At 45.6% G+C, this 21,903-nt stretch carries 16 protein-coding genes and 2 riboswitches; of the genes, 1 reads left to right on the top strand and 15 read right to left on the bottom strand.

Going from position 1 to position 21,903, the window contains the following annotated elements; genetic code table 11:
• Positions 1-17: 17 nt before the first annotated feature.
• Positions 18-116: riboswitch (guanidine-I (ykkC/yxkD leader) on the bottom strand.
• Positions 117-280: 164 nt separating this feature from the next.
• From atzF to BK126_RS17555, 4 genes are read right to left on the bottom strand one after another with little or no spacing between them, the layout of a single operon-like run.
• Positions 281-2,014 carry an allophanate hydrolase gene (gene atzF, locus BK126_RS17570; RefSeq protein WP_076313847.1) on the bottom strand — a complete coding sequence of 578 codons (1,734 nt, stop codon included), beginning with the start codon at positions 2,012-2,014 and terminating at the stop codon, positions 281-283.
• On the bottom strand, positions 2,011-5,628 hold the full coding sequence (gene uca, locus BK126_RS17565) for an urea carboxylase (RefSeq protein ID WP_076313846.1): 3,618 nt from the start codon (positions 5,626-5,628) through the stop codon (positions 2,011-2,013). Before uca ends, atzF begins: the two co-directional genes overlap by 4 nt.
• Positions 5,621-6,298 carry an urea amidolyase associated protein UAAP2 gene (locus BK126_RS17560; protein WP_379262183.1) on the bottom strand — a complete coding sequence of 226 codons (678 nt, stop codon included), beginning with the start codon at positions 6,296-6,298 and terminating at the stop codon, positions 5,621-5,623. Before BK126_RS17560 ends, uca begins: the two co-directional genes overlap by 8 nt.
• On the bottom strand, positions 6,295-7,020 hold the full coding sequence (locus BK126_RS17555; protein WP_076313844.1) for an urea amidolyase associated protein UAAP1: 726 nt from the start codon (positions 7,018-7,020) through the stop codon (positions 6,295-6,297). Before BK126_RS17555 ends, BK126_RS17560 begins: the two co-directional genes overlap by 4 nt.
• Positions 7,021-7,091: 71 nt before the next feature.
• Positions 7,092-7,200: riboswitch (guanidine-I (ykkC/yxkD leader) on the bottom strand.
• A gap of 253 nt (positions 7,201-7,453) precedes the next feature.
• Between BK126_RS17555 and BK126_RS17550 the strand changes: the two genes are divergently transcribed.
• A complete protein-coding gene (locus tag BK126_RS17550; RefSeq protein ID WP_076313843.1) occupies positions 7,454-8,785 on the top strand; it encodes an APC family permease in 1,332 nt (443 codons plus the stop codon).
• A 142-nt stretch (positions 8,786-8,927) separates the two neighbouring features.
• Here the strand turns inward: BK126_RS17550 and BK126_RS17545 are convergent, their stop codons facing one another.
• From BK126_RS17545 to BK126_RS17500, 11 genes are all read right to left on the bottom strand, one after another.
• Positions 8,928-9,365 carry a hypothetical protein gene (locus tag BK126_RS17545; RefSeq protein ID WP_076313842.1) on the bottom strand — a complete coding sequence of 146 codons (438 nt, stop codon included), beginning with the start codon at positions 9,363-9,365 and terminating at the stop codon, positions 8,928-8,930.
• A 10-nt stretch (positions 9,366-9,375) separates the two neighbouring features.
• On the bottom strand, positions 9,376-9,915 hold the full coding sequence (locus BK126_RS17540; RefSeq protein ID WP_076313841.1) for a LytTR family DNA-binding domain-containing protein: 540 nt from the start codon (positions 9,913-9,915) through the stop codon (positions 9,376-9,378).
• A 33-nt stretch (positions 9,916-9,948) separates the two neighbouring features.
• Complete coding sequence (locus tag BK126_RS17535) at positions 9,949-11,133, bottom strand: serine hydrolase domain-containing protein (protein ID WP_076313840.1); 1,185 nt, start codon at positions 11,131-11,133, stop codon at positions 9,949-9,951.
• A 145-nt stretch (positions 11,134-11,278) separates the two neighbouring features.
• On the bottom strand, positions 11,279-13,702 hold the full coding sequence (helD, locus tag BK126_RS17530; RefSeq protein WP_076313839.1) for an RNA polymerase recycling motor HelD: 2,424 nt from the start codon (positions 13,700-13,702) through the stop codon (positions 11,279-11,281).
• A gap of 324 nt (positions 13,703-14,026) precedes the next feature.
• On the bottom strand, positions 14,027-14,335 hold the full coding sequence (locus tag BK126_RS17525) for a hypothetical protein (RefSeq protein ID WP_076313838.1): 309 nt from the start codon (positions 14,333-14,335) through the stop codon (positions 14,027-14,029).
• 73 nt (positions 14,336-14,408) lie between these two features.
• Positions 14,409-16,664: an ATP-binding cassette domain-containing protein gene (locus BK126_RS17520; RefSeq protein WP_076313837.1), complete on the bottom strand. Its 2,256-nt coding sequence runs from the start codon at positions 16,662-16,664 to the stop codon at positions 14,409-14,411.
• Positions 16,665-16,844: 180 nt separating this feature from the next.
• The gene (locus BK126_RS29470) at positions 16,845-17,021 is read right to left on the bottom strand and encodes a hypothetical protein (RefSeq protein ID WP_177178700.1); all 177 of its coding nucleotides are present in this window, start codon (positions 17,019-17,021) and stop codon (positions 16,845-16,847) included.
• Positions 17,022-17,058: 37 nt separating this feature from the next.
• Complete coding sequence (locus tag BK126_RS17515) at positions 17,059-18,258, bottom strand: MFS transporter (protein ID WP_143757762.1); 1,200 nt, start codon at positions 18,256-18,258, stop codon at positions 17,059-17,061.
• Between the two features lie 263 nt (positions 18,259-18,521).
• Complete coding sequence (locus tag BK126_RS17510) at positions 18,522-19,727, bottom strand: NAD-dependent epimerase/dehydratase family protein (protein ID WP_083655943.1); 1,206 nt, start codon at positions 19,725-19,727, stop codon at positions 18,522-18,524.
• A 14-nt stretch (positions 19,728-19,741) separates the two neighbouring features.
• On the bottom strand, positions 19,742-20,632 hold the full coding sequence (locus tag BK126_RS17505) for a patatin-like phospholipase family protein (protein WP_256209698.1): 891 nt from the start codon (positions 20,630-20,632) through the stop codon (positions 19,742-19,744).
• 16 nt (positions 20,633-20,648) lie between these two features.
• Positions 20,649-21,797: a glycosyltransferase family 4 protein gene (locus BK126_RS17500; protein ID WP_076313835.1), complete on the bottom strand. Its 1,149-nt coding sequence runs from the start codon at positions 21,795-21,797 to the stop codon at positions 20,649-20,651.
• Between the last annotated feature and the right edge of the window lie 106 nt (positions 21,798-21,903).

Here is a 21,903-nt window from a genome sequence, read left to right as displayed (position 1 = left end):
TGTCATTCAGACAGTTTATCTCCCAGGCTTTTATCCCTCCGTGACACAGCCGTAAGGCTGTGAGTTATCTCTCGGACCAGCCGATACATCATCGCGGAACCCTAGATAACATTTGGTTATTAACTTATGGTTAGAATTATACACACTTTATAATAAAATTCAATAAATATTTATTTACAATTTATAACAATGAAGACGCATCAGTCGTAATAATCAATATGAAAATGGCCTATACTCATGAAATCATCAGGAGTATAGGCATTATTTCCAATACATTAGGTTAGTTATGAACGACAGCATGTCTCCAGCCGCCGGAAGCTGTTATATTCAGCGCATGTTGAACTGCCGCTGCTTCACATATGAATCCAGATACCCATCTCCCATCCTCGAGTTCGATCTTGCTAATTCCAAGGGGAGATGGAATAGAAGCCGTAAATCGACCGAACGAGGCCACAGGCATTTTCCACAGCTCAAGCTGAATCGCCGCTCCGTTATGATTCACTCGAACCAGACCCGGTTTCGGAGGCAATGTATCCAGCTTATACAGCTGATAATGTGAAGAGGTATAGGTCTCTTCAATAAACTCGGCACGAAGTGCGGTCATTTGCTTCTCCAGCGGCATACCTTTCATATGAAGTCCACACACGGCAATCGTAACGTGCTCCTCTTGCTGCTGATACCATTTCGCTGCCTCGACCATCCTTGATTCCTCTTCGGGCAGTGAGAACAACGTAATTCCAAACGGTAAATCCTCCTCCGCCTTCCCTGCTGGAATAGCAACTGCACTCAGATCCAATAGGTTGCAATGATTCGTATAAAGTCCCATTTGACTATTAGTATGAATCGGATCGATACGAACCTGCTCACGTGTCCACGTGCCTCCGCATGTAGGAAGAACCAAGACACCATTTGTCATCATTTCCCTAGTTATTTCTTTCATTTCAGCCAATCTATGCTGTGCACGGAACAATGCGGCGGCAGTAAAATCTTCTCTGGCTCCAGACCTAAGAATTTGCTCTGTTACGGGGAAGGCAGCGTCTGGATTGGCTTCAATAAATGACTCAAGATCAGACCATCTCTCTGCAACCAAGGGTCCTTCATAGAGCAGTGCTGCTGCTTCCTGCAAGATGGAAATATCGACTTCCTCCACTTGGAGCCCGGATGAAGTGATGCTGCATCTTACTTCCTCCCATCCTTTCTTATACGCAGCAGCAAAAGGGCCATAGAAGGTAAGCTCTCCTCGGGGAAGCAGCCATTTCTCAGGCAGCACAGCATTTCCAAGCGGAAGATCTCTGGAATACGCATCACCTTGTTTTTTACCGCGAACCAAGTGATCGATCTTCTCAGCATCTTCAACACTGTGGGCAAACACGGTTATGCAATCAATACTTCGGCAAGCCGGAATCAAGCCTGCAGACGGCCATGCACCTACAGCCGGCTTATAGCCTACCAATCCATTTAATGCTGCTGGAACTCTACCCGATCCAGCCGTATCTGTTCCAAGTGAAAAAGCACATTGCCCCCGTGCAGCAGCTACAGCCGATCCTGAGCTGGAGCCGCCGCTAATCAATTCCTTCCTCAGTGCGTTATGTGTTTCTCCATAGGGACTTCTTGTACCGACGAGACCGGTCGCAAATTGGTCCAGATTCGTCTTGCCGACAGGAACAGCTCCGGCTGCAATCAATCTCGCAACGACTTCGCTATGCTCAGCTGGAGTATAGGAGTAGTCCGGACACCCGGCCGTCACAGGCCAGCCGGCAACCTCGATATTGTCCTTTATGGCAAAGGGGATTCCCCATAAAGGGTGTTCCGCCACATCTAAATGCTGCAGCTGCTGTATATATGAAGATATCCGTTCAATGGATGGCGGCAAGATCCATATATTTTTGTCTTTGTCTTCTTCCGCTCTTTGAATAATGACCTCAATAACCTCAAGCGGTGTAAACTGCTGGTTCAAATACCCTGTCCGTAAGGATTCCAATGTCATGTTAAACGGTACGGCATTCCATGTCATGATGCTGTCGCCTCCTGTTCAATCGGTGTAATTGCAGCAATACAGTCACCGGAGCGAACCTGGTCACCGGAGGTTACGTAAATAGATGAGATGATTCCGTCAAATGGAGCCGTCTGTGGAAACTCCATTTTCATACTTTCTTCTATTATAATAGTATCGCCTTTCTTAACCTGCTGCCCTTCTTCCACTAATACCTTCCATACACTACCCGACATCGAGCTGTTAACTCCGAGACTCCCTTCGGGCAGTTCCTCCTCTCCAAATGAAGCATGCACCTCAGGCTCAGCTACATACTCAGCAATACCAAGCTCCTTCCAATAAGCTCTCTCTGCCTGGAAGGCCGATTGCTGCTGATGACGGAATTCACCTGACTCATTCTCGATGCTCTCGATCCAGTGCAAATATTCACCCAGTTTGAAGGTCGTCTCCTCAACCTCTACTTTGAACTCGCCTCTCGGGAAATCCTCTCTCATCTGCAGCAGCTCTTCCTCGGATACAGGATAGAAGCGAAGCTGGTCAAAGAAACGAAGCAGCCATGGCTTGCCTTGTTCAAAATTGTCTGTTTCCCGGAATTTGTTCCACATTTGAACGGTTCGACCGACAAATTGATATCCTCCAGGGCCTTCCATACCGTACACACAGAGGTAAGCTCCACCGATTCCTACCGCATTCTCCGGTGTCCATGTTCTCGCCGGGTTATATTTCGTCGTGACTAGCCGGTGTCTTGGATCTAGCGGTACGGCAACAGGGGCTCCCAAGTAAACATCGCCAAGTCCCATCACCAGATAAGAAGCATTAAATACGATCTCCGTAACCTCCTCCAAGGAACCAAGTCCATTCATTCTGCGAATGAATTCTAGGTTGCTCGGACACCAAGGTGCATCCGGTCTAACATTTTGCTGATAACGTTCAATGGCCAGCCTCGTCGCCGGATCATCCCAGGATAAAGGAAGCTTCACGATCCGAGAAGGCACTTCAATGGACTCTAATTCCGGAAGCTGCAGATCAATCTCCATGATTCGAGCTGCAGCTTCTTTGACGGTCATCCTTGAAGCATCCAGATGAACCTGCAAGGAACGAATGCCAGGTGTCATTTCAATATAAGGAATTTCTCCGTTTTCTTGCAGTGCTTGCATGAGCACATACACCTGGAAGCGGTAGAGAAGATTTAGTTCACGATCTCCATATTCAATCAGAATGTTCTCATCCCCGGAACAACGGACGGTAATTGGAAACCGTCTATGCTCCTCATCAAATGCCAGTACAGGCATGTATTCTCCCGTAGAATGCTCTGGCAGCAATGGCAATACGGAGTCTCGTGATAGAGAATTCAAGTACTGCTCCTGCTCATATCTTAGCTGCTCTGCTTCTTCTACCGTAATCAGCTGGAATCGTACCTTATCCCCTGGACTTAATTGGCCGATCTTCCACAGCTCTGCCGATGCCGTTGTTACCGGGCAGACGAATCCACCTAGACTTGGGCCATCCGGTCCGAGTAATATAGGCATATCACCCGTTAGATCCAGCGCACCAACCGCATAAGCATTGTCATGGATATTTGAAGGATGCAGTCCTGCATCTCCCCCGTCTTCTCTCGCCCACAGCGGCGCAGGGCCTATCAATCTCACACCTGTTCTTGAGCTGTTAAAATGAACCTCCCACTCTGTTCCTGTCAACTGGTTCAAATATGCAGGAAGCAGATACTCTGACGTACAATGCGGTCCCGGTATAACTCCAATGGTCCATTCTCTTGTGTACATCGGACGCGAACCTTCAGCAAGTGGCTGCAGCGTTCCTCCATCGGTCTGGCTGGATACACGAATAACAGCGCCGGCTCTCAGAGCGCTCCCCGTATGTCCTCCGAAGCCGCCTAGTGTAAAGGTCGATGCACTACCTAATGTGAGAGGCATATCAAGACCGCCTGCTACGAGCAGATAAGCTCGCATCCCCTTCTTAGCTTCACCAAATTTAAGAATCGCCCCTGCAGGTGCTGCCGTCGGTGTGTACAATTCTATAGGCACACCATTTAATTCTGCCCCCATATCAGCACCCGTGATACAGAATGTAATCTTCTCCCTGAACAGATATTCTCCGCCTCGAAGAGTCAGCTCAAGACCTGGCGCTTCTTCCTTGTTACCAAGGAGCTTGTTGCCGATCCGAAAAGCAAGGCGGTCCATCGGCCCTGAAGGGGGTACACCAATATCCCAATATCCCGTTCTCCCCGGAACATCCTGTACCGTCGTCTGCACACCACCGTCCAACACTTCGATCGCACGTTCTTCAGGCATGAATCCGCCGAGCATGCGCGTGTAGACTTCACCTTTTTGAAAGAGCTCGGTTTGGAGGAATGCCTCAATATAAGATTGATTTGTAGTGATTCCATATATACGAAGACGTTGTAAAGCCTCTGTCATTCTCGCAATGGCTTCAGATCTTGTATCTGCATGGACGATAATCTTGGCCAGCATCGGATCATACAGCGTCGTGATCTCCACACCTTTTTGAATCCAGGATTCCACACGTACACCCTCCGGCCAATGAATCGCATCAATCAGGCCATCACTTGGACGAAAATCATGGACACAATCCTCGGCATATAAACGAACCTGAAGGCTGTGACCCTTGGACTGAGGCATATCTGTATTTAATAATTCAAGCTCATTCGCTGCCTCTTTTACCATCCATTCCACCAGATCTATACCCAGCACTTCTTCCGTGACGCCGTGTTCTACCTGAAGACGAGTGTTCACTTCGAGAAAATAATATTGTTCATGCTCTGGATCGTACAAAAATTCAACCGTACCCGCATTCCGATAACCTGCTGTCACAGCAAGCCTGCGTGAACTGTCCAGCATCGCTGACCGCACATGTTCAGGAAGCTGTGGTGCCGGAGTTTCTTCAATGATTTTTTGATTTCGTCGCTGTACAGAGCAATCTCGTTCGCCAAGAGCTGCTGCTTCACCGCTCGAGCTTCCGAAGATCTGTACCTCCACATGACGCGCTCTGGCAATGTACTTCTCGAGAAAAACGCCGCCATCATTAAAGTTGCTTATCGCGAGGCGAGTTACCGAATCAAAGGCCGCTCGGAGAACAAACTCATCCTCACAGATCCGCATTCCGATTCCTCCACCGCCTGCTGTTGATTTCAGCATGACAGGATAACCGATCGCTGCTGCCTGCTGTACGGCTGCTTCAATTGTATCGATCAGCCCGGTTCCTGGAAGAAGCGGAACACCCGCTTCCTCCGCCATGGCACGTGCTGTATGCTTTAGTCCGAAGAGCTCAATATGCTCTGCAGATGGGCCGATAAAGACAATCCCATGATCCGAACAGGCTTGGGCAAAGGACGCATTCTCGCTCAGGAACCCATATCCCGGATGGATGGCGTCCGCACCTGACTCTAGAGCCGTATTCAATATGAGCTCTGCATTCACATAGCTTTCCTTAGCGGGTCCATCCCCGATAAGAACCGCTTCATCCGCGTGCTCGACATGAAGGCTGTCGCGATCTGCCTTCGTATAGACAGCAACAGATGAAATCCCCATCTTTTTCAATGTGCGAATAATTCGAACCGCAATAGCACCGCGATTGGCAACAAGTACTTTTTTAAACATCGAATTGCTCCCCTTTCGCTTCCCAGATTAGAACCTCCGCCGGAGTAGGATTATAGCCATTGCACGGATTGTTCAGCTGCGGACAATTGCTGATCAGCACGGTTACGGGCACAAGAGCAATGAGCTCTACATATCGCCCTGGACCAGAGATTCCATCTGCAAAAGTCAGCTCACCTTCCGGTGTAACAGGTACGTTCATAAAGAAATTTACGTTAGGAGCCAGATCCCGCTTGGTGTACTCACTCCGCTCAGATAACATCAGCATGAAGGTGTCTCTGCAGTTATGCATCGGCAGCTTGTCGTGTGCGTAACGTACCGTATTGCTCTGCGCCGAACAAGCTCCTCCGATCGTATCATGTCTGCCGCAAGTATCAGCCGTAATGCGAAGCAGCTCCTGTCCGGATTCAGCCAGCAATGTGGAGCCTGTTGTTAGATAAATATTGCCCTGATTTGATATGGTGCGTACAGCACTATAATGATCGGTTGGATTCTCACTTGAATAAAAAAGGGTGTCCACGGCCTGATTCCCTTCCACATCAACGATTCGCAGCACCTGCCCCTGCTTCAGATCATAGAGCCAGCCCTCACCTGCCGGAATGATCTGTTTGTATACTGCATCTTCTGGCTTGAGACTGCTTGTTACGGGATTAGGATTAATTGTACTCATCATTCGTTCGCTCCCTTCATCAATGCGTAAGCATTCCAGGTATTCTCAAACGCTCGTCTGTTCTCATCACAAAGCGTTACACATGGATCGGTTTCAGTAACAGGCGCCGCATCCGCGACATCCACTTGAACACTCGATGCAGGATACTTTGTCGTAGGATCTAATGGATTAGGCGTGTTAGACAAGACCAGCAGCACATCCATTTCCGTTCGAAGGGTCACCGATCTACCTGCCGTGGATTGAGAGACATACTTCATCGTTCCGTCCAGCTCACAGATGACTTTCGAGAAGAAGTTGATGGGGGAGCTCAAATCCCGCGGAGACAAATGGTGACTGTACATTTCCACAATCAAATTCTCTTCCCCATTTCGCAGCCGCTGGTTCCGATTCTTCTGATAACTTGTGACACCATACTTGTCATCCGTCATTTGCTTTGTTGTATATCCGGAGAGCGGATCATGCCAACCAACCGAATCCTCAGTAATCGAGGCCAGTACTCTGCCCTGATCACTCATTAACACATGTCCTTGTGTCAAAAATGCAGTATGCTGAGCTTTTAGCGTATCTGGCATATTGTATCTTTCCGATGGATAAGGTGCGTGAAATAATAACGCGGACAGATTGGCTCTGTCACTTTGCGCTGTAAAGGTAATGGATTTACCTCTGCCCACATACGCCGACCATTTGCCGCCCGGCTCTACTGTAATTGAGAATAATGCTGTCATGATCTCATTCCTCCTATGTGCAAATAAATATAAAAAAGCCCGGGAGAAACATCAAAGAACACTTTGATGGATTCTCCCGGGCTTTTTTCCCGCCGTGTACATCAGTAGATAAGCTGCTGATGCGTTTTCTCTCGGACCAGCCAGTCGATTATACGACCCGGAACCCTAGAAAACTTTGGTATGTAATTGTTGATGTCATAAATACTAACTCTAAATATCCGATAATGCAATATATATTTCCGGAAAATAAAGAAATACCTCAAATTTATTTGCATTAAAGTACTATTATTCTTGTGTTTTCCACTAAATCAGAACATATGATTCTATTATCATCAAAAATAATGCTTGATTTTTGAAAAAAACCCTGAAACAATGTGAGGAGAAATGACATGCGAGAATTTGCGGATAAATAAGCTATTGGAGGAGGATGTATATGTCACAAACCATAACACTAAAAAGAGACCTATCACTCACTCATGTTGTGACCATGGGACTTGCCTGGATGTCCCCCATGATTTTCTTCACAAGCTTCGGCGTGCTTCATGAAGGTTCAGGAGGGATGCTGCTGGCAGCCTATGTTCTGGCCTTTGCAGCGATTTTATTTACCGCAGCAAGCTATGGTCAGATGGCAAGGGCATTTCCTGTATCCGGTTCTGCCTATACCTATGTAAGTAAAGCAATGAACCCTTTTATGGGCTTCATCGTCGGCTGGGTCATATTGCTGGATTACTTGTTCTCCTGTATTGTCGCGGTTCTGATGTTTGGCATTAATCTACATGCCCAGTTCCCGACTGTACCCTCTTATGTATGGATCATCCTGCTGACGCTTGTCGTCATGACCATTAATATAATCGGGATAAAGACCTCTGCCAACATAAACAAGATTTTTGTAATGATGCAAATTTTGTTTATCGCCAGCTTCTGCGCATTTCTTGCCTACAAAGCAGTAACTGAAGGATTTACTGCCGGATTGAATCCACTGAGCAGCACGACGGGAGTTTCTTTCTCCTCTATTTTGGCCGGTGCTTCCCTTGTCTGCTTTTCATTTCTTGGCTTCGATTCGATTACAACAATGGCGGAAGAAACCAAAGACCCCAAGAAGACCATTCCTCGTGCCATCATGATTATTGTGATCGCTGCAGGAATCATGTATTTTGTGACAGCATACCTCATTCAGCAGCTATATCCCTCCCTCACATTTAGTCATATCGACGCTGCCGGATTCGAACTCATGCAGATGATTGGCGGGGGTTTACTTGCATCAATTTTCACTTTTGTTATTATCTTCTCCATACTTGCGCAAGGAATGGCCTCCATGACTACGGTGTCACGCCTTCTCTTGGTCATGGGCAGATCCTCCCTGCTTCCAAGCAAATTCAGCTCCATTCATCCCAAATTCCGGACTCCGGTGTTTAACATCGTACTCGTCAGCATCATTTCCTTGTTCGCTATATTTATCAGTCTTGAAACTGCCATCATGTTTGTCAGCTTCGGAGCACTAACCGCCTTCCTGTTCGTAAACTTATCTGTCATATTCCATTACATAATCCGGAATAAGCAGCGAGAATCTAAAGACCTCGTATTCCGCCTTGCATTCCCGCTTATTGGTGCTGGATTTGTATTCTATCTGATCACCTTGCTTGAGCTTTCTTCTCTTCTGCTCGGATCTGGCTGGATCATACTTGGACTCATATTGTATACCATTAACAGAGCGAGATCGGTAAAAGAAGGCGTGGTCTTAGGCGAGATTGAAAAGGCAGTATAGGTTGTATTCCTGATATAAAGTAAAAACAGCAGCCAAAAGCTGCTGTTTTGTTGTAATGCTCAATACAAAAACAAACCACTAGATATCCTTTAGTGAAGTGGGCTGTCGATCCATGCCCTATTTATGACATAACGCTTCTCAGCTACAGGTTATTCCTCTTAACTACATTCTTAAACCTCTCCAACCTTTTCTGCGCTCGTCGGTACATTACATAATCCAATACATTCGCAATACAAATGATGGCAAGCACTATCAGCAGGGACGTGGTGAATTCTCCTCTGTTCTCTATTTCGCCTCTGCTTAACATATAAAAAGTAATCATTATGCATGCCGTCACCAGCAGGGCAATCAAATTGTTAATGAAAAAGTAGGTTCGAGGATTTGCAATGTTAATCGGAAGAAGAGCTGTGACCCATTCCGTAAGGAACCCAATGATGAGCCCTATACTTCCGCTGGCCAGTACAACCATTGCTCTATAGGTGAACGCTGTATCTGATGTGTCTAGAAACTGGAGAATCACACCCATGAAGAGGCCCAGAAAAAATGACTTTATAATGTTTGCATAATGAATCTTTTCCATCGTGATTCTCCTATATTTTAAGTGTGTTCCTAAGCTTCTTCGAGAACATCTTAGATACTTCTAGTTCTGTGTTGTTGTCCATACGAATGACATATCTGGAGTTAAACCAAGGAATAATCTCTTTGACATGCAGCAGATTCACAAGCTGGGATTTATTGATCCGGACAAATCCTTTTGCTGCCCACAGGTTCTCGTAATACTGCAGCGTCTCTTTGATACTATATTGATTTTTGACCGTATAGGCCATAATCCCCTCCGATCCCGCTTCTAGATATAAGACATCTGTTGGATCGATGACTGCAAATTTATTATCCAGAAATCCGGTTAGTGTATTCCTGATCTGATGATCATCACGAATACCGGACACGAGCAGCTTAATTACATCCATATAATCCAGTGCATCAAAAACAATACTGAGCTTCTCCTTGGGCAGATCATGACCTCGTTCTACGAGTGCAATACTGCTGTCCTGCGAGACTTCTATCTGATACTTGATCAATTCTTGCCTTAATTTATCCCGAACCTTATCTGAACATATCAATTGAACCATCCGAAGTCTCCTATTGACAGCATACAAAATTCGTTATTCTACAACCATCCTATCATAGATCATCCTGATTTTTATTAACTCCTCAATCCCTTTTTTCTTGTATTCCAGAGAACCGAAATTCGCAATAAAATACGTATCCTTTTGTTTATCATAGAGCATATAAGTCCCAGTAGCGCCGACACCGCCATACAGATCGGTCATTGAGCCCAGCAGAAATGACAGCTCACTAAAATCAAATAACATCATGCCCATGCTGTAATGAATCCCTTTTTCATATTGCTGATCAAAGCTCGTCATCTGACGGTATACCTCATCAGACAACCATTCTCCATCCTCCAGTGCTCGCATGAACTTTAATAAGTCATTCATCGTCGTGACCACTCCTCCGCCTGCCCAGTCAACCGATAATGCATCTCTTCTGCTAAAGTCAATATCATTGATGTAGATTCCAAGTAATTCAGCCGCCGCCGGTCGATCCTTAGTGAACAAATAACTATGATCCATGCCTAATGGTTTAAATACTTTTTCTTCTAAAATTGTCGAGTAAGGCCGACCTTCCACCGCTTCCAGGATAAGTCCAAGCAAAATATAGCCCGTATCCGAATAATAAAATTGTTGACCCGGAATTCCCACGGGTTCTTGATAATCTCTTGTGAATGAGATGAGTTCCTGGGGAGTGAAGGCAAGATCTGGATCTGATGAGATTCTTGTCAGCATCGGTTCCCCGTGCAGTACGGGACCCTCAAAGTAATCTGCAGCTCCTGAAGTATGGTTCAAGAGATGTCTAATCGTTACTTGATCACTATAATCTATGCCGTCTATCACAAATAATCTCTCAAGTATATCCTGATCGAGCCAATTATTGATCTTATCTTCATATTCAAGCTTGCCTTCATCCACCAGTAAACCAAAGACAGCAGCGCACATCGTTTTACCGATACTGGCAGAATGATACGGACTGTCAGCATGAACAGGTTTTTGTGAAGAACGGTTTATTGTTCCTACCGCAAATTGTCCATGGTATCCCGTTTGGTTGGAGTAAATCGTTAGTAAGACACTCGATAAGTCACGGTTGTTATTGACGATTTTGGATAAATGGCTGCGGATCTGTTCACTGGCTTCTTCCTCTGACAACGGCCTATTCATCACAGCTAATATGACCCATCCTAATACAGCAATAATGACGATTCCTGCCAAAATGCTAATGACAATTCTCAACGTGTGAACCACCTTTCGATTCATGTATTTATATACATAATCTAATCCGTAAATTGGAAAATAGATGCCGTTCTACGGTAAGTGGTCATTTTTTAAGGCTAAGTCATCTTTTGGGATGGCTCAAAGCAGCTACGAACAGCACTCGTTATGACTGGGTCACCACAAACAAATCTGCATTCAGTGATTGGACGAATGGTGTCCATTCTCCTGTTGAATAGAGCAGCAGCCGATGCATCGCACGTGTACAGGCTGTATAAAATAACTTACGCTCACTCTCCTGTTGATAACTATCAGCAGACGCATCATAGATAAGGACAGCATCGAATTCCACACCCTTTGCCAAGTAGACAGGGATGATCGACACACCCGCTTCAAAGGTGAGCGTACCCTTCGTTACCAGCTTCACATCTTGGCAGCCACTTGCAGTTAGCAGCTCATATGCCTCTTTACTCTCGGCTGCCGTCTTTGTAATGATACCAATCGAGGTGAGTCCTTCTTCCCTAAGAGAAGTGAGGTGCTCAGCAATACGAATGATCCGATTCTCTCCATTTTCAACTCTATATAGGTCAGGCTTCCTGCCACTGCGATCAAAAGGGATGACCTCTTTGGCTTCGGGCAGCAACGCTTTGGTAAATTCAACAATTTCTCTCGTCGAACGATAACTCCGAACCAGGTGAAATACACTTGTGTCTGCTTCACCATATAGCCGAATGAGGGGGGAGTCCACACCATGCAGCTCCGTTGCCTGCGTGTAGATGGCCTGGCTGAAATCACCCAAAATCGTCATTCGAGCACGAGGAAACATTTTTTTGAGGTACTCATATTGGAACATCGAATAATCCTGTCCTTCGTCAACGAACACATGCCGCACCTGGGTATTTGTCCGCACGCCTTCAATGAGCTCTTTTAAAAACAAATAGGGTGTAGCATCTTCGTAAAATAATTCAAGCTGCCCGAGCTTATCCCTCGTCTGCTGACAAATCTGCGGCCATAATGACGGCATATCTGCTTGATCTCCCATCTGCCCAAACACACGCTCTTCCTCAAATAAATTCGAATATATCTGAGCTAGATCAATGAATGACAACCGCTTTACACTTTGTTTTACAGGTGAGAAGTTCTCTTTCACAACCATTACTCGCAGCAGCTCTTCCTCTCGATCGGCGAAATCAAAATCCCCTTCATCCGCCCTGCGCCGGTTATTTAATCTCTCTCTGACCTCTTCATATTGTTCGGCAAAGTCAAAGACCGCCCTCTCGTTATGCAATTCACGATATACTTCGGCATATGCATCCTGATCAAGATAATCAAGCTCATCTCGTACCCAAGAAGCTTCCAGCTCTTTTTTCTCAAGAATACGAAGTTCACTTAGCAGCCACTCCTTCAACAGAGCAATCCGATTGGCAAGTCGAATGGAAGCATCATAGCTGTAGAATTTAGATTCTATTTGCTCTGCTGAGATTAGATCACGTCCACGAAACCGAATGGCTCTAAATTGCATCCCTTCGTGCGTAAGCCAATTTGCATAATTTTGTATCACATTTAGAAATCCCTCGGAAGCTTTGTATTTTATACCGCTTAACCTTGCTGCGTACTCTTCTTCATGAGATCGTTGTGCTGTCAATACATATTCCATTTGATCGAACGGATCCTCGAGATGAAATGTGTCGCTGAGCGAATAATCAAGATATTCCTGAAAGGTCACCTGCTGCATATTCTCTTCGCCGAGCTCAGGCAGTACAGTCGACACGTAGCTGTTGAACATCGGATTGGGCGAAAATAGAACGACTTGATCTGCGTTTAATCTCTCCCGATGCTTGTAGAGAAGATATGCAACCCGCTGAAGCGCTGCTGAAGTTTTGCCGCTGCCTGCTGCACCCTGAACGATCAGCATTCGACTGGTATCGTTACGAATAATTGCGTTCTGTTCCTTCTGTATTGTGGCTACTATACTCCTCATCTGATGGTCTGCACCTTGACCAAGCACCTGTTGTAATAGTTCGTCCCCGATCGTCAGACTTGTGTCAAACACATTGCACAGCTCACCTTGCCGAATTTGATACTGTCTCTTAAGCGTCATCATACCCGCGATCTGTCCGCTGGGTGTATCATAGCTGGCCGCTCCAGGCTCATAATCGTAATACATGCTTGCTATGGGCGTGCGCCAGTCATAAACCAAGAAATCCATCCCTTCCGAATCTACAAAGGAAGAAACGCCAATATAAACCTTCTCCGTGACGCTCATCCCTTTTTCCTTGAAATCAATCCTGCCGAAATAAGGCGATTTCAGTAATCGCTTCATATTCCTCAACTGCTGCAAGCGAAGCTTGTGGCTTCTCTCCCGCTCTGACAATAGCGCCTCCTGCTGCCTTATGCTGTAAAACGTTTCTTCAAAGTCCTCATGCGTATTGGTGTTGACGGTCACTTCTTCCCAGAAACGACGGCGAATACCTGTTACCTGATCATGCAGCCCAGTAACCTCCGGTTCCAATTCAATGATTCTCGCTTCCAGCTCCCGTACAACCTGATTTAACCGTTCCTGCTCTAGGTTCCATTCTTTAGTATTCATCACTTGCAGATCCGCCCTTCATTCGAGATTTGACAATCCACAAGGCATATGATAAGATAATAGTATGAGATAAAAAATAGGTTCATTATGCCTTGTGACAATGTATTGAGACATTCGTTTCAACATAGTATCACATTGCTTTTTTGTGTGCAAATCATTTTTTATTTATAAACAGACTCGGCAGCCAGTCGGGTCTGTTTTTTTGTATACTCCAGCTTCTGCTGTGTCTAACACGCTCCCTTTATAAAACATAAAGCCACCCTGTTAGGTGGCTCTGATTCAAAGTATTTATTATTTACTCATTAACCCCTGATGTGAACTTCATTAACCTTCCACAATGTCTGCACGTAGATCTGACGCGACTTCCATCATCTTAGGTACAACCTCTTCTTGAGAAATGGCTACATAAATATCCCCATTATAATGCCGGAACGGAATCCGCATCTCTCCCAGCTCCCACATGAAGAAATCACCCTTAATTGACATCGTGCTCTCCGGACCTTTGACAGTCAGTACAGTCTCATAAGTAAAATCATCCTTCTCTGCAAAATAGGCTTTGCACTCATCTAATGAAATTTCAAGAGCTTCCGCAGCATCTTGCATCGATCTTGTAATTCGAAATCGTTGATTCATTCTATATCCTCCAGAAGTAAGTTAAGCTGTTATTCTAACATACATCGTTCAATAATCGAAGAAAGTACCACCTTTACCTTAGGTACCGTCCGGTAATCGACGATTCCGCATGAAGAATCTGTGCTGGGGGACCTTCATACACGATTTGACCGCCCTTGCTTCCTCCATCAGGCCCCAGATCAATAATCCAATCCGCTTGACTGATTACTTCAAGGTTATGCTCAATGACAATGACCGTATTGCCAGCATCTACGAGTCGGTTCATGATCGCTAGCAGGTGGCCAATATCGGACATATGGAGACCCGTTGTCGGCTCGTCCATAACGTAGATGCTGCCCTTCTTGTGCAGCTCGCTTGCCAGCTTGATACGCTGACATTCTCCGCCAGACAATGTGCTGAGGGGTTGTCCCAGTGTAACGTAGTTTAGTCCTACATCACTCATCGCCTGCAGCTTACGGACGACTTCCTTAAGCTCAAAGAATTCCAGGGCCTGCTCTACCGTCATTGCCAGTACATCGGCAATCGATTTGCCGTTCAGCTTGTACTCCAGCACCTCTTCCTTAAAGCGTTTGCCTCCACACACATCACACGGCAGCTTCACACTGTCAAGGAATGCAAGGTCCGTATATACAACCCCCAGCCCCTGGCAATTCTCACAAGCCCCTTTGGAGTTAAAGCTGAATAAGCCTTGGTTTACTTTGTTTGCGGAAGCAAACGCTTTGCGCACATCATCCATAATCCCCGTGTAGGTAGCCGGATTTGAACGTGTTGAGACACCAACTGCGGATTGATCGATCACGATTGCATCAGGGTGCTCGCTGAGAAATATATCGTTAATCAGCGTACTTTTGCCCGAACCAGCAACTCCTGTAACAACGGTCAGAATGCCTGCTGGAATATCAACACTCACGTTCTTCAAATTATGCAGCGATGCATCCTTGATCGAGAGATGTCCTGAGGGGCGTCTCGATTCCTGCTTCAATTGAAGCGGAAGCTTCATATGGTTGCCCGTGAGCGTATTCGACTCAAGCAGACCTTGGTAGCTGCCTTCATATACGATATTCCCGCCGCGACTTCCGGCATAAGGACCTACATCCACAATATGATCCGCGACCTTGATGACATCAGGATCATGTTCAACTACGATCACCGTATTGCCCTTATCGCGCAGCTTCTGCAGTAATTCATTCAGTCTATGCACGTCCCTTGGATGAAGACCCACACTGGGCTCATCAAAAATATAAGTTACGTCAACCAGACTCCCGCTTAAATGCTTGACCATCTTGACCCGCTGAGACTCACCACCGGACAAGGTATCTGTTTCACGATCCAGTGTCAAATAGTCGAGTCCAATATCGACAAGATGCTGAAGCCGCTCTGTCAGCGATTTAACAATGGGAGCTGCAATCGGCTCGTCAATATTTTGAATCACATTAAGCAGCTCTCCCACTTCCATAGAGGACAGATCCGCAATGTTAAGCCCATTAATTTTGCAGCTTAAAGTGGCTTGACTGAGTCTCGCACCATGACAACTCGAGCAAGGGCCTTCAGAGATATAGGGTGCGACTGTTTTTTGTGTCCGTTCGGATTTGGTCTTTACATCCTGCTTGATGTATTTGTTGGTAAACTTCTCAATGACACCTTCTACCGTCACATTTGTTGGCTTTCCGGCAAAATCCATCTTCACTTTCCGTGCTTTGGAATAGAGCAGATGATCCAGCTCTTCCTCCGAATAATCACTCAGCTTCTTATCTGGATCATAGTCTCCAGACTGCATCAGCATGTTCCATTCCCAGCCGTTCACCGAATAGTCAGGCAGCATAATAGCTCCTTCCGAGAGGGACTTGGACATGTCGATGGCCTTATTCATGTTAACACCCAGCTTCCGTCCCAAGCCACTGCACTCCGGACACATCCCTTGCGGATCGTTAAAAGAGAACATATGCGCTGCCCCAACATGCGGCTGACCGACTCGAGAGAACAGAAGGCGCAGGATCGGAGAAATATCGGTAATTGTACCCATCGTGGAATGCGACCCTCCCCCCAGTCGTTTCTGATCCACAATAACGGCCATGCTTAGATTCTCAATCGAATCCGTATCCGGCTGCGGCACACGCGGGAGAAAATTGCGTACAAACATACTGAAATTTTCATTCAGCAAGCGAGTAGATTCTGCGGCGATTGTATCAAATACAATAGATGACTTGCCCGATCCCGACACGCCGGTGAAGATGGTAATCTTTCGCTTCGGGATGCGCAGGGACACATCATTCAAATTATTCTCCCTTGCCCCGGAGAGTACAATGTACTCTTGATTCCATTCTGCCATGCCTACACTCCTTTATCATCATTTTCGATATATGCACACTTTACATCTAAAAAAACCGTTTGTTGACGAAACGATTATAAGACTCCAATCAGGTCATGTCAACGTGAATCACCGATAACCAAATCATACGAAAAAAGCCGCCAAATCAGGCGACTTAGTCTTAATATCTATCACATGCTGTTACACACTTACCGTAACAATCGAACCAACTCTCAGAAGCAGCAGCAATCCATTCTCTATACTTTGAATGAAATATTTCTGATCATTCAAGACAACGACGTCATTTTCTTTCAATTGAACGTCGCTCTTGAAATAGATCAAATTATCAACTCCTGGAAGCGCACCTTTGTAATACATGTAAATTACGATCCTTTCATCAAAGAGTATGATCTCATTATATGACTTGCTTACGTTTGGACAAATAAATATATAGAATGACCCCTGTAATTGCACATAATGCGGCACATAATCCGATGAATCCATAACCCGCCTGCAGTCCCCGGAATAGCCCGAGCTGGGTATCTGCGCCAAAGAAGCTCTTCGTCCACTCTGTAATAGCTCCAATAAGATAGTTCCCGATCACACTGCCTACTCCCATAAGCGTGACGGTAAACGTAATGGCGGTATCACTTCCGTTTGGATATCGTCTAGCGATGAAGGCCATCACCGTTGGATAGATCATCGCAATACCGATCCCTGAAGCCGCAAATAGAAATGCAAGCTGTTCTCCGCCAAATATAGCAATAAATGTACAGATTGCAGATACTCCAGAGAAAATAATTAAAGATAGGGTAAATCCGATTCTGTCTGTAACAGGACCTAAGATCAATCTCGCCAGAGCGAAGCATAGGAAGAAGGTTGATAACATACCTGAAGCCGACACAGTATCCCAGCCGTAAGCCTTCTCAAGGAAGTTAACGAGCCACCCTCCGACAGCCAATTCAGATACAACTCCGAATGATAACACCAGCACCATAAGCCATAGCACGGGGTCCTTCAGGAGAACTTTTAGCGGCAAACGATCCTCCTGTGCGACATCATCACCAGGAAAAGAACTGAACAGGGCAAAAATGATAGGAATAACAGACAAAAGCAGCATGACAAGGTACATTCCTCGCCAATCCAGCGTATATCCGTTAATTGTAACCTCCATAAGTCCTGTTGCAATTAGAGGAGCCACTGTCGAGCTCAGGCCATAGAATCCATGGGTCAAATTCATCATCGTTCCCGTGTTCTTCACAAATATACGAGCACCAAGAATGGCGAGCCCAATCTCCAGCATGCCGTTACCGATATACATCAAGAAATAGGAGGCTGAGAATAAGGCATACTGCTGTGATAGGAATATAAATATTCCCGAGATCGCCATAGCAGCAAAGGATAACACCGTTATGACCTTGATCCCCCATAATCTTGTTAGATAAGCAGTGAATGAGCAGGCAATTAAATAGCCAAGCGCATTTAGAGATAACAATGTACCGAGCTGAGATTCATCCAGCATGAAGTCATATTGAATGCGGGGGATGGCGGGACCTTTAATGTTCTCTGACAAGCCGAATATGATGAAGCCAATAAATATCGTTGCCAGCTGCATCGCATAAATTTTGTTGAATGTTCCTGTACGTTTATTCACTCTAAGAAGTCTCCTTATGTACTCACTTTGCGATATTGCACGAGTTAGACAATATCCTTCGCTGCTATATATTAGACCGAACCGCTCGAGTTATAAATATAAGATTAATACTGTTGCATATAAAAATAAGGAACTTAAAATTTCTTTTAAGCCAAAAAGGAGCGTCTGCACGAACGGCTGCTGCTCCTTTTCTACCCATGTTCTATAGACTATAAATCAATAGATTACAGCAATCCCGGCTTCTGCTGCTTCGTCCACGTACTCATGGCAGGAATTTTCGAATGATCGGCACGATTGGCATACTTCTTCGCAATCTCCGTGATTTCCGACAACAGCCCCTCATTGAGCGTAATCGGAACCAGTCCCTTGGATAGAAAGAGACCATTCTCGACATGGAGATCATTCTCAGCCGCCTCTTGTCTTGGATTCGGAACAAAAGCAATTTCAGTGCCGGTCAACCGACTCACTATCTCAGCCAGATCAATAACTCGATGTGTCTCGGTCATTTGATTCATGATGAGCACTCGATCACCTGTTGCAGGAGGATGTTCAACCGCAAGCTGTATACATCGTACGGTATCTTGAATATGAATGAAGGCTCTCGTTTGACCACCGGTCCCATGTACGGTAATCGGATGCCCAATCGCTGCCTGCATGAGGAATCGATTGAGAACTGTACCATAATCTCCGTCATAATCGAAGCGATTAATCAGTCTTTCGTCTAATTGAGTCTCTCGGGTATGCGTTCCCCATACAATTCCCTGGTGAAGATCAGTAATGCGAAGCTTATCATTTTTGTTATAAAAAGCAAACAACAGCTGATCCTGAGATTTTGTCATATGGTAGATAGATCCCGGATGGGTAGGGTACAAAATTTGCTGCTGCACACGATCTCCGGCTTCAGTAACTACCTCAATATCTAGGTACCCCTCAGGTATCGGAATCCCTGCCGTACCATAGCCATAGACACCCATCGTTCCTAAATGAATCAAGTGAATATCTAAGCCGCTCTCCACGATTGCGCTGAGTATGTTATGAGTAGCATTAATATTGTTGTTCACTGTATAACGCTTCAAACGAGAGGACTTCATAGAATAAGGCGCAGATCGCTGCTCTGCAAAATGGATCATTACATCCGGCTTTTCCTCCACTATGACATTTAACAGGTCATCGTAATCCTCGGCGACATTTAGAAGATAATGCTGGATGTGCTTGCCTGATACTTCCTTCCAGGCTTCAAGACGATTTTCCATGGACTGAATTGGTGTAAGAGAATTGGTCTGGCACTCCTCATCAATTCTTCTTCTGGATAGGTTATCAATTATAATCACTTCATGTCCTAAACTGGACAAGTGAAGGCTGGTCGGCCAACCACAGAAGCCATCGCCGCCAAATACAATTATTTTTTTATGTACATCCATGTTTGTCATCTTTAACCCATCCTTTACGCATTCAATCTGTTCTTATTATGTGAATTAAACAAAAATCGGAAGAGGGCATCCTTCTGCTGCTCTGTTTCACGGTAGCCCTGCCAGTATAGCTGCATAAGCACTCGCTTGTTGCGCTCCGTTCTCCCTGCAATCAAAGGGTGTTCAGGCTGGATGATGAATACTTCTTCATCCTTCTCCATTCGGATCAATCGCTTTGTTGTCTGGTTATAGTAATGATGTCTTTTCTTCAGCTGATGCTGGAGATGAGGGAATTGTCTGAACAATCCATAATACATCCAGCCGTAAGGCTCGGGCTTTTTTATATACCCTTTATTTCGGGTTAGAACGACAAGATGACGTTTGTAGCCTCGATCAATGGAAGGCTGAATCGGAATTGGATCTGCTACGCCGCCGTCAAGAAGACGTCTACCCTGGAACAATACACTTGGAGAGAGTACAGGTAGACTGCTTGAAGCACGGACCAGGTTGAACAGATGCTCCGCCGAATCATATTGATCATGATACATTGCAGATCCCGTTGCCATATCCGTCGTCGTGATCAGGAACAATGCATTCGATTGAGAAAAGGTATTATAATCAAAGGGTGCCAGCTGCGTCGGCAGAATATTAAATATCAGATCCATATGAAAAAGCTCCTGATGGGTCAGCATCCGCTTCAGTGAAACAAGACTACGACCATCCAGCAGTTGATTAAAGGCCTTGTATATCTTCCCTTTCTGATTCGAAATATAATAACTTCCAATGAGCGCGCTGGAGGATGAAGATACAACAATCGGAAATTCGATGCCCCAATCGCTTAAGCAATCCAATACACCTGCCGTGTATAACCCCCTCATTCCCCCGCCTTCCAGGATAAGTCCAATATCATTCACCGCTGAATTCAAGCCGTCATCTCTCCTTCTAATTGGAATTCAAGATTTCCTCGTTATGCTTGAGCTTCCTTTCTAAGATCGTCTGTTTGTAATAGCCAAGCACCTGCTCTGCCGCCTCTGACCACCCCTTGCCTATACTTTCTTGATAAGCAGCCTCTGCCATCCTTTTTCTTACAGCTTCATCTTCAAACCGACAGACAGCGGAGATAAAATCGTTGTGATCGTTAGCATCATACAATAATCCTGAATGCTCGTGTCTAATCTGTTCAACTGTTGGCCCGCTTCTTGCAGCAACAACAGGAAGACCGGACGCCATGGCTTCCAGGAGGACAAGTCCCAGCGTTTCCGTCGTTGATGGGAAAACAAATACATCGGAGGATGCAAACGCCTGTGCCAGCTCTTGATCATACAGGAAGCCCGTAAAGAGTGTCGGAGTACCCTTAAAATGATTCTCCAGTGCCTGTCGATGCGGTCCATCTCCGATAATGGCCAGAACAAATTGATCAGAAGCATCAAACAGATCTCTAAGCTTCTCTATTTCCTTCTCTACTGCCAATCTGCCTACATAGAGCAATATCTTCTTGCCTTCTTGTCCTTGAGACAGCCGTTCACGCATAACCGGACTGTATTGAGTCGGGCTGAACAATTCGGTATCGACACCGCGTTTCCAGAGCAGTACATTCCGAAACTGCCGCGACGTTAGTTCTTCCTGTACAGTATGGGAAGTGCACAGATTGACGGCTGCCCGGTTGTGAAGTGATCGTATATAGGACCACATCAATCCTTTTAAATAAGAGAGCTTGTAATAATCAAGATACTGCGACAGGTTGGTATGATACGACGCCAGTAATGGGTAACCATACTTTCTCGAGTAATAGATTCCGGCAGCCCCAAGTAGAGCCGGATTGACAACATGCACAACATCAGGGTCATACTCTTTCAGCAGCTTACCTACTTTAGGGCTCGGCATTGCAAAGTTTTTCGTTCTGTATAACGGAAGTGGACGTGCTGGGATGCCATAAATTCTCGCTTCACCAAAGCTTGTGACTCCCAGATCCGGCGCAATAACGATCACTTCATGACCTTCGGCGAGAAAATGGCGAATCGACGCTGTTAATCGGGTCACTATTCCGTCAGTAGAAGGCAGAAATGTTTCTGTTATGATCGCAATTTTCATAGTACACTTCCTCCTTAGTTGATCCAACTCTAATGATACCCAATTTCTATTAAGGCTGAGTTAATTTCACAATACTATAGAAAAAATGAAGTGAATTGCTGTTGAG

The sequence above is a fragment of the Paenibacillus sp. FSL H7-0326 genome, assembly GCF_001955535.1.
Lineage (GTDB): Bacteria > Bacillota > Bacilli > Paenibacillales > Paenibacillaceae > Paenibacillus > Paenibacillus shunpengii.
The sequence above is the reverse complement of the archived record's forward strand: the minus strand, read 5'-3'. Positions and strand labels throughout refer to the sequence as shown.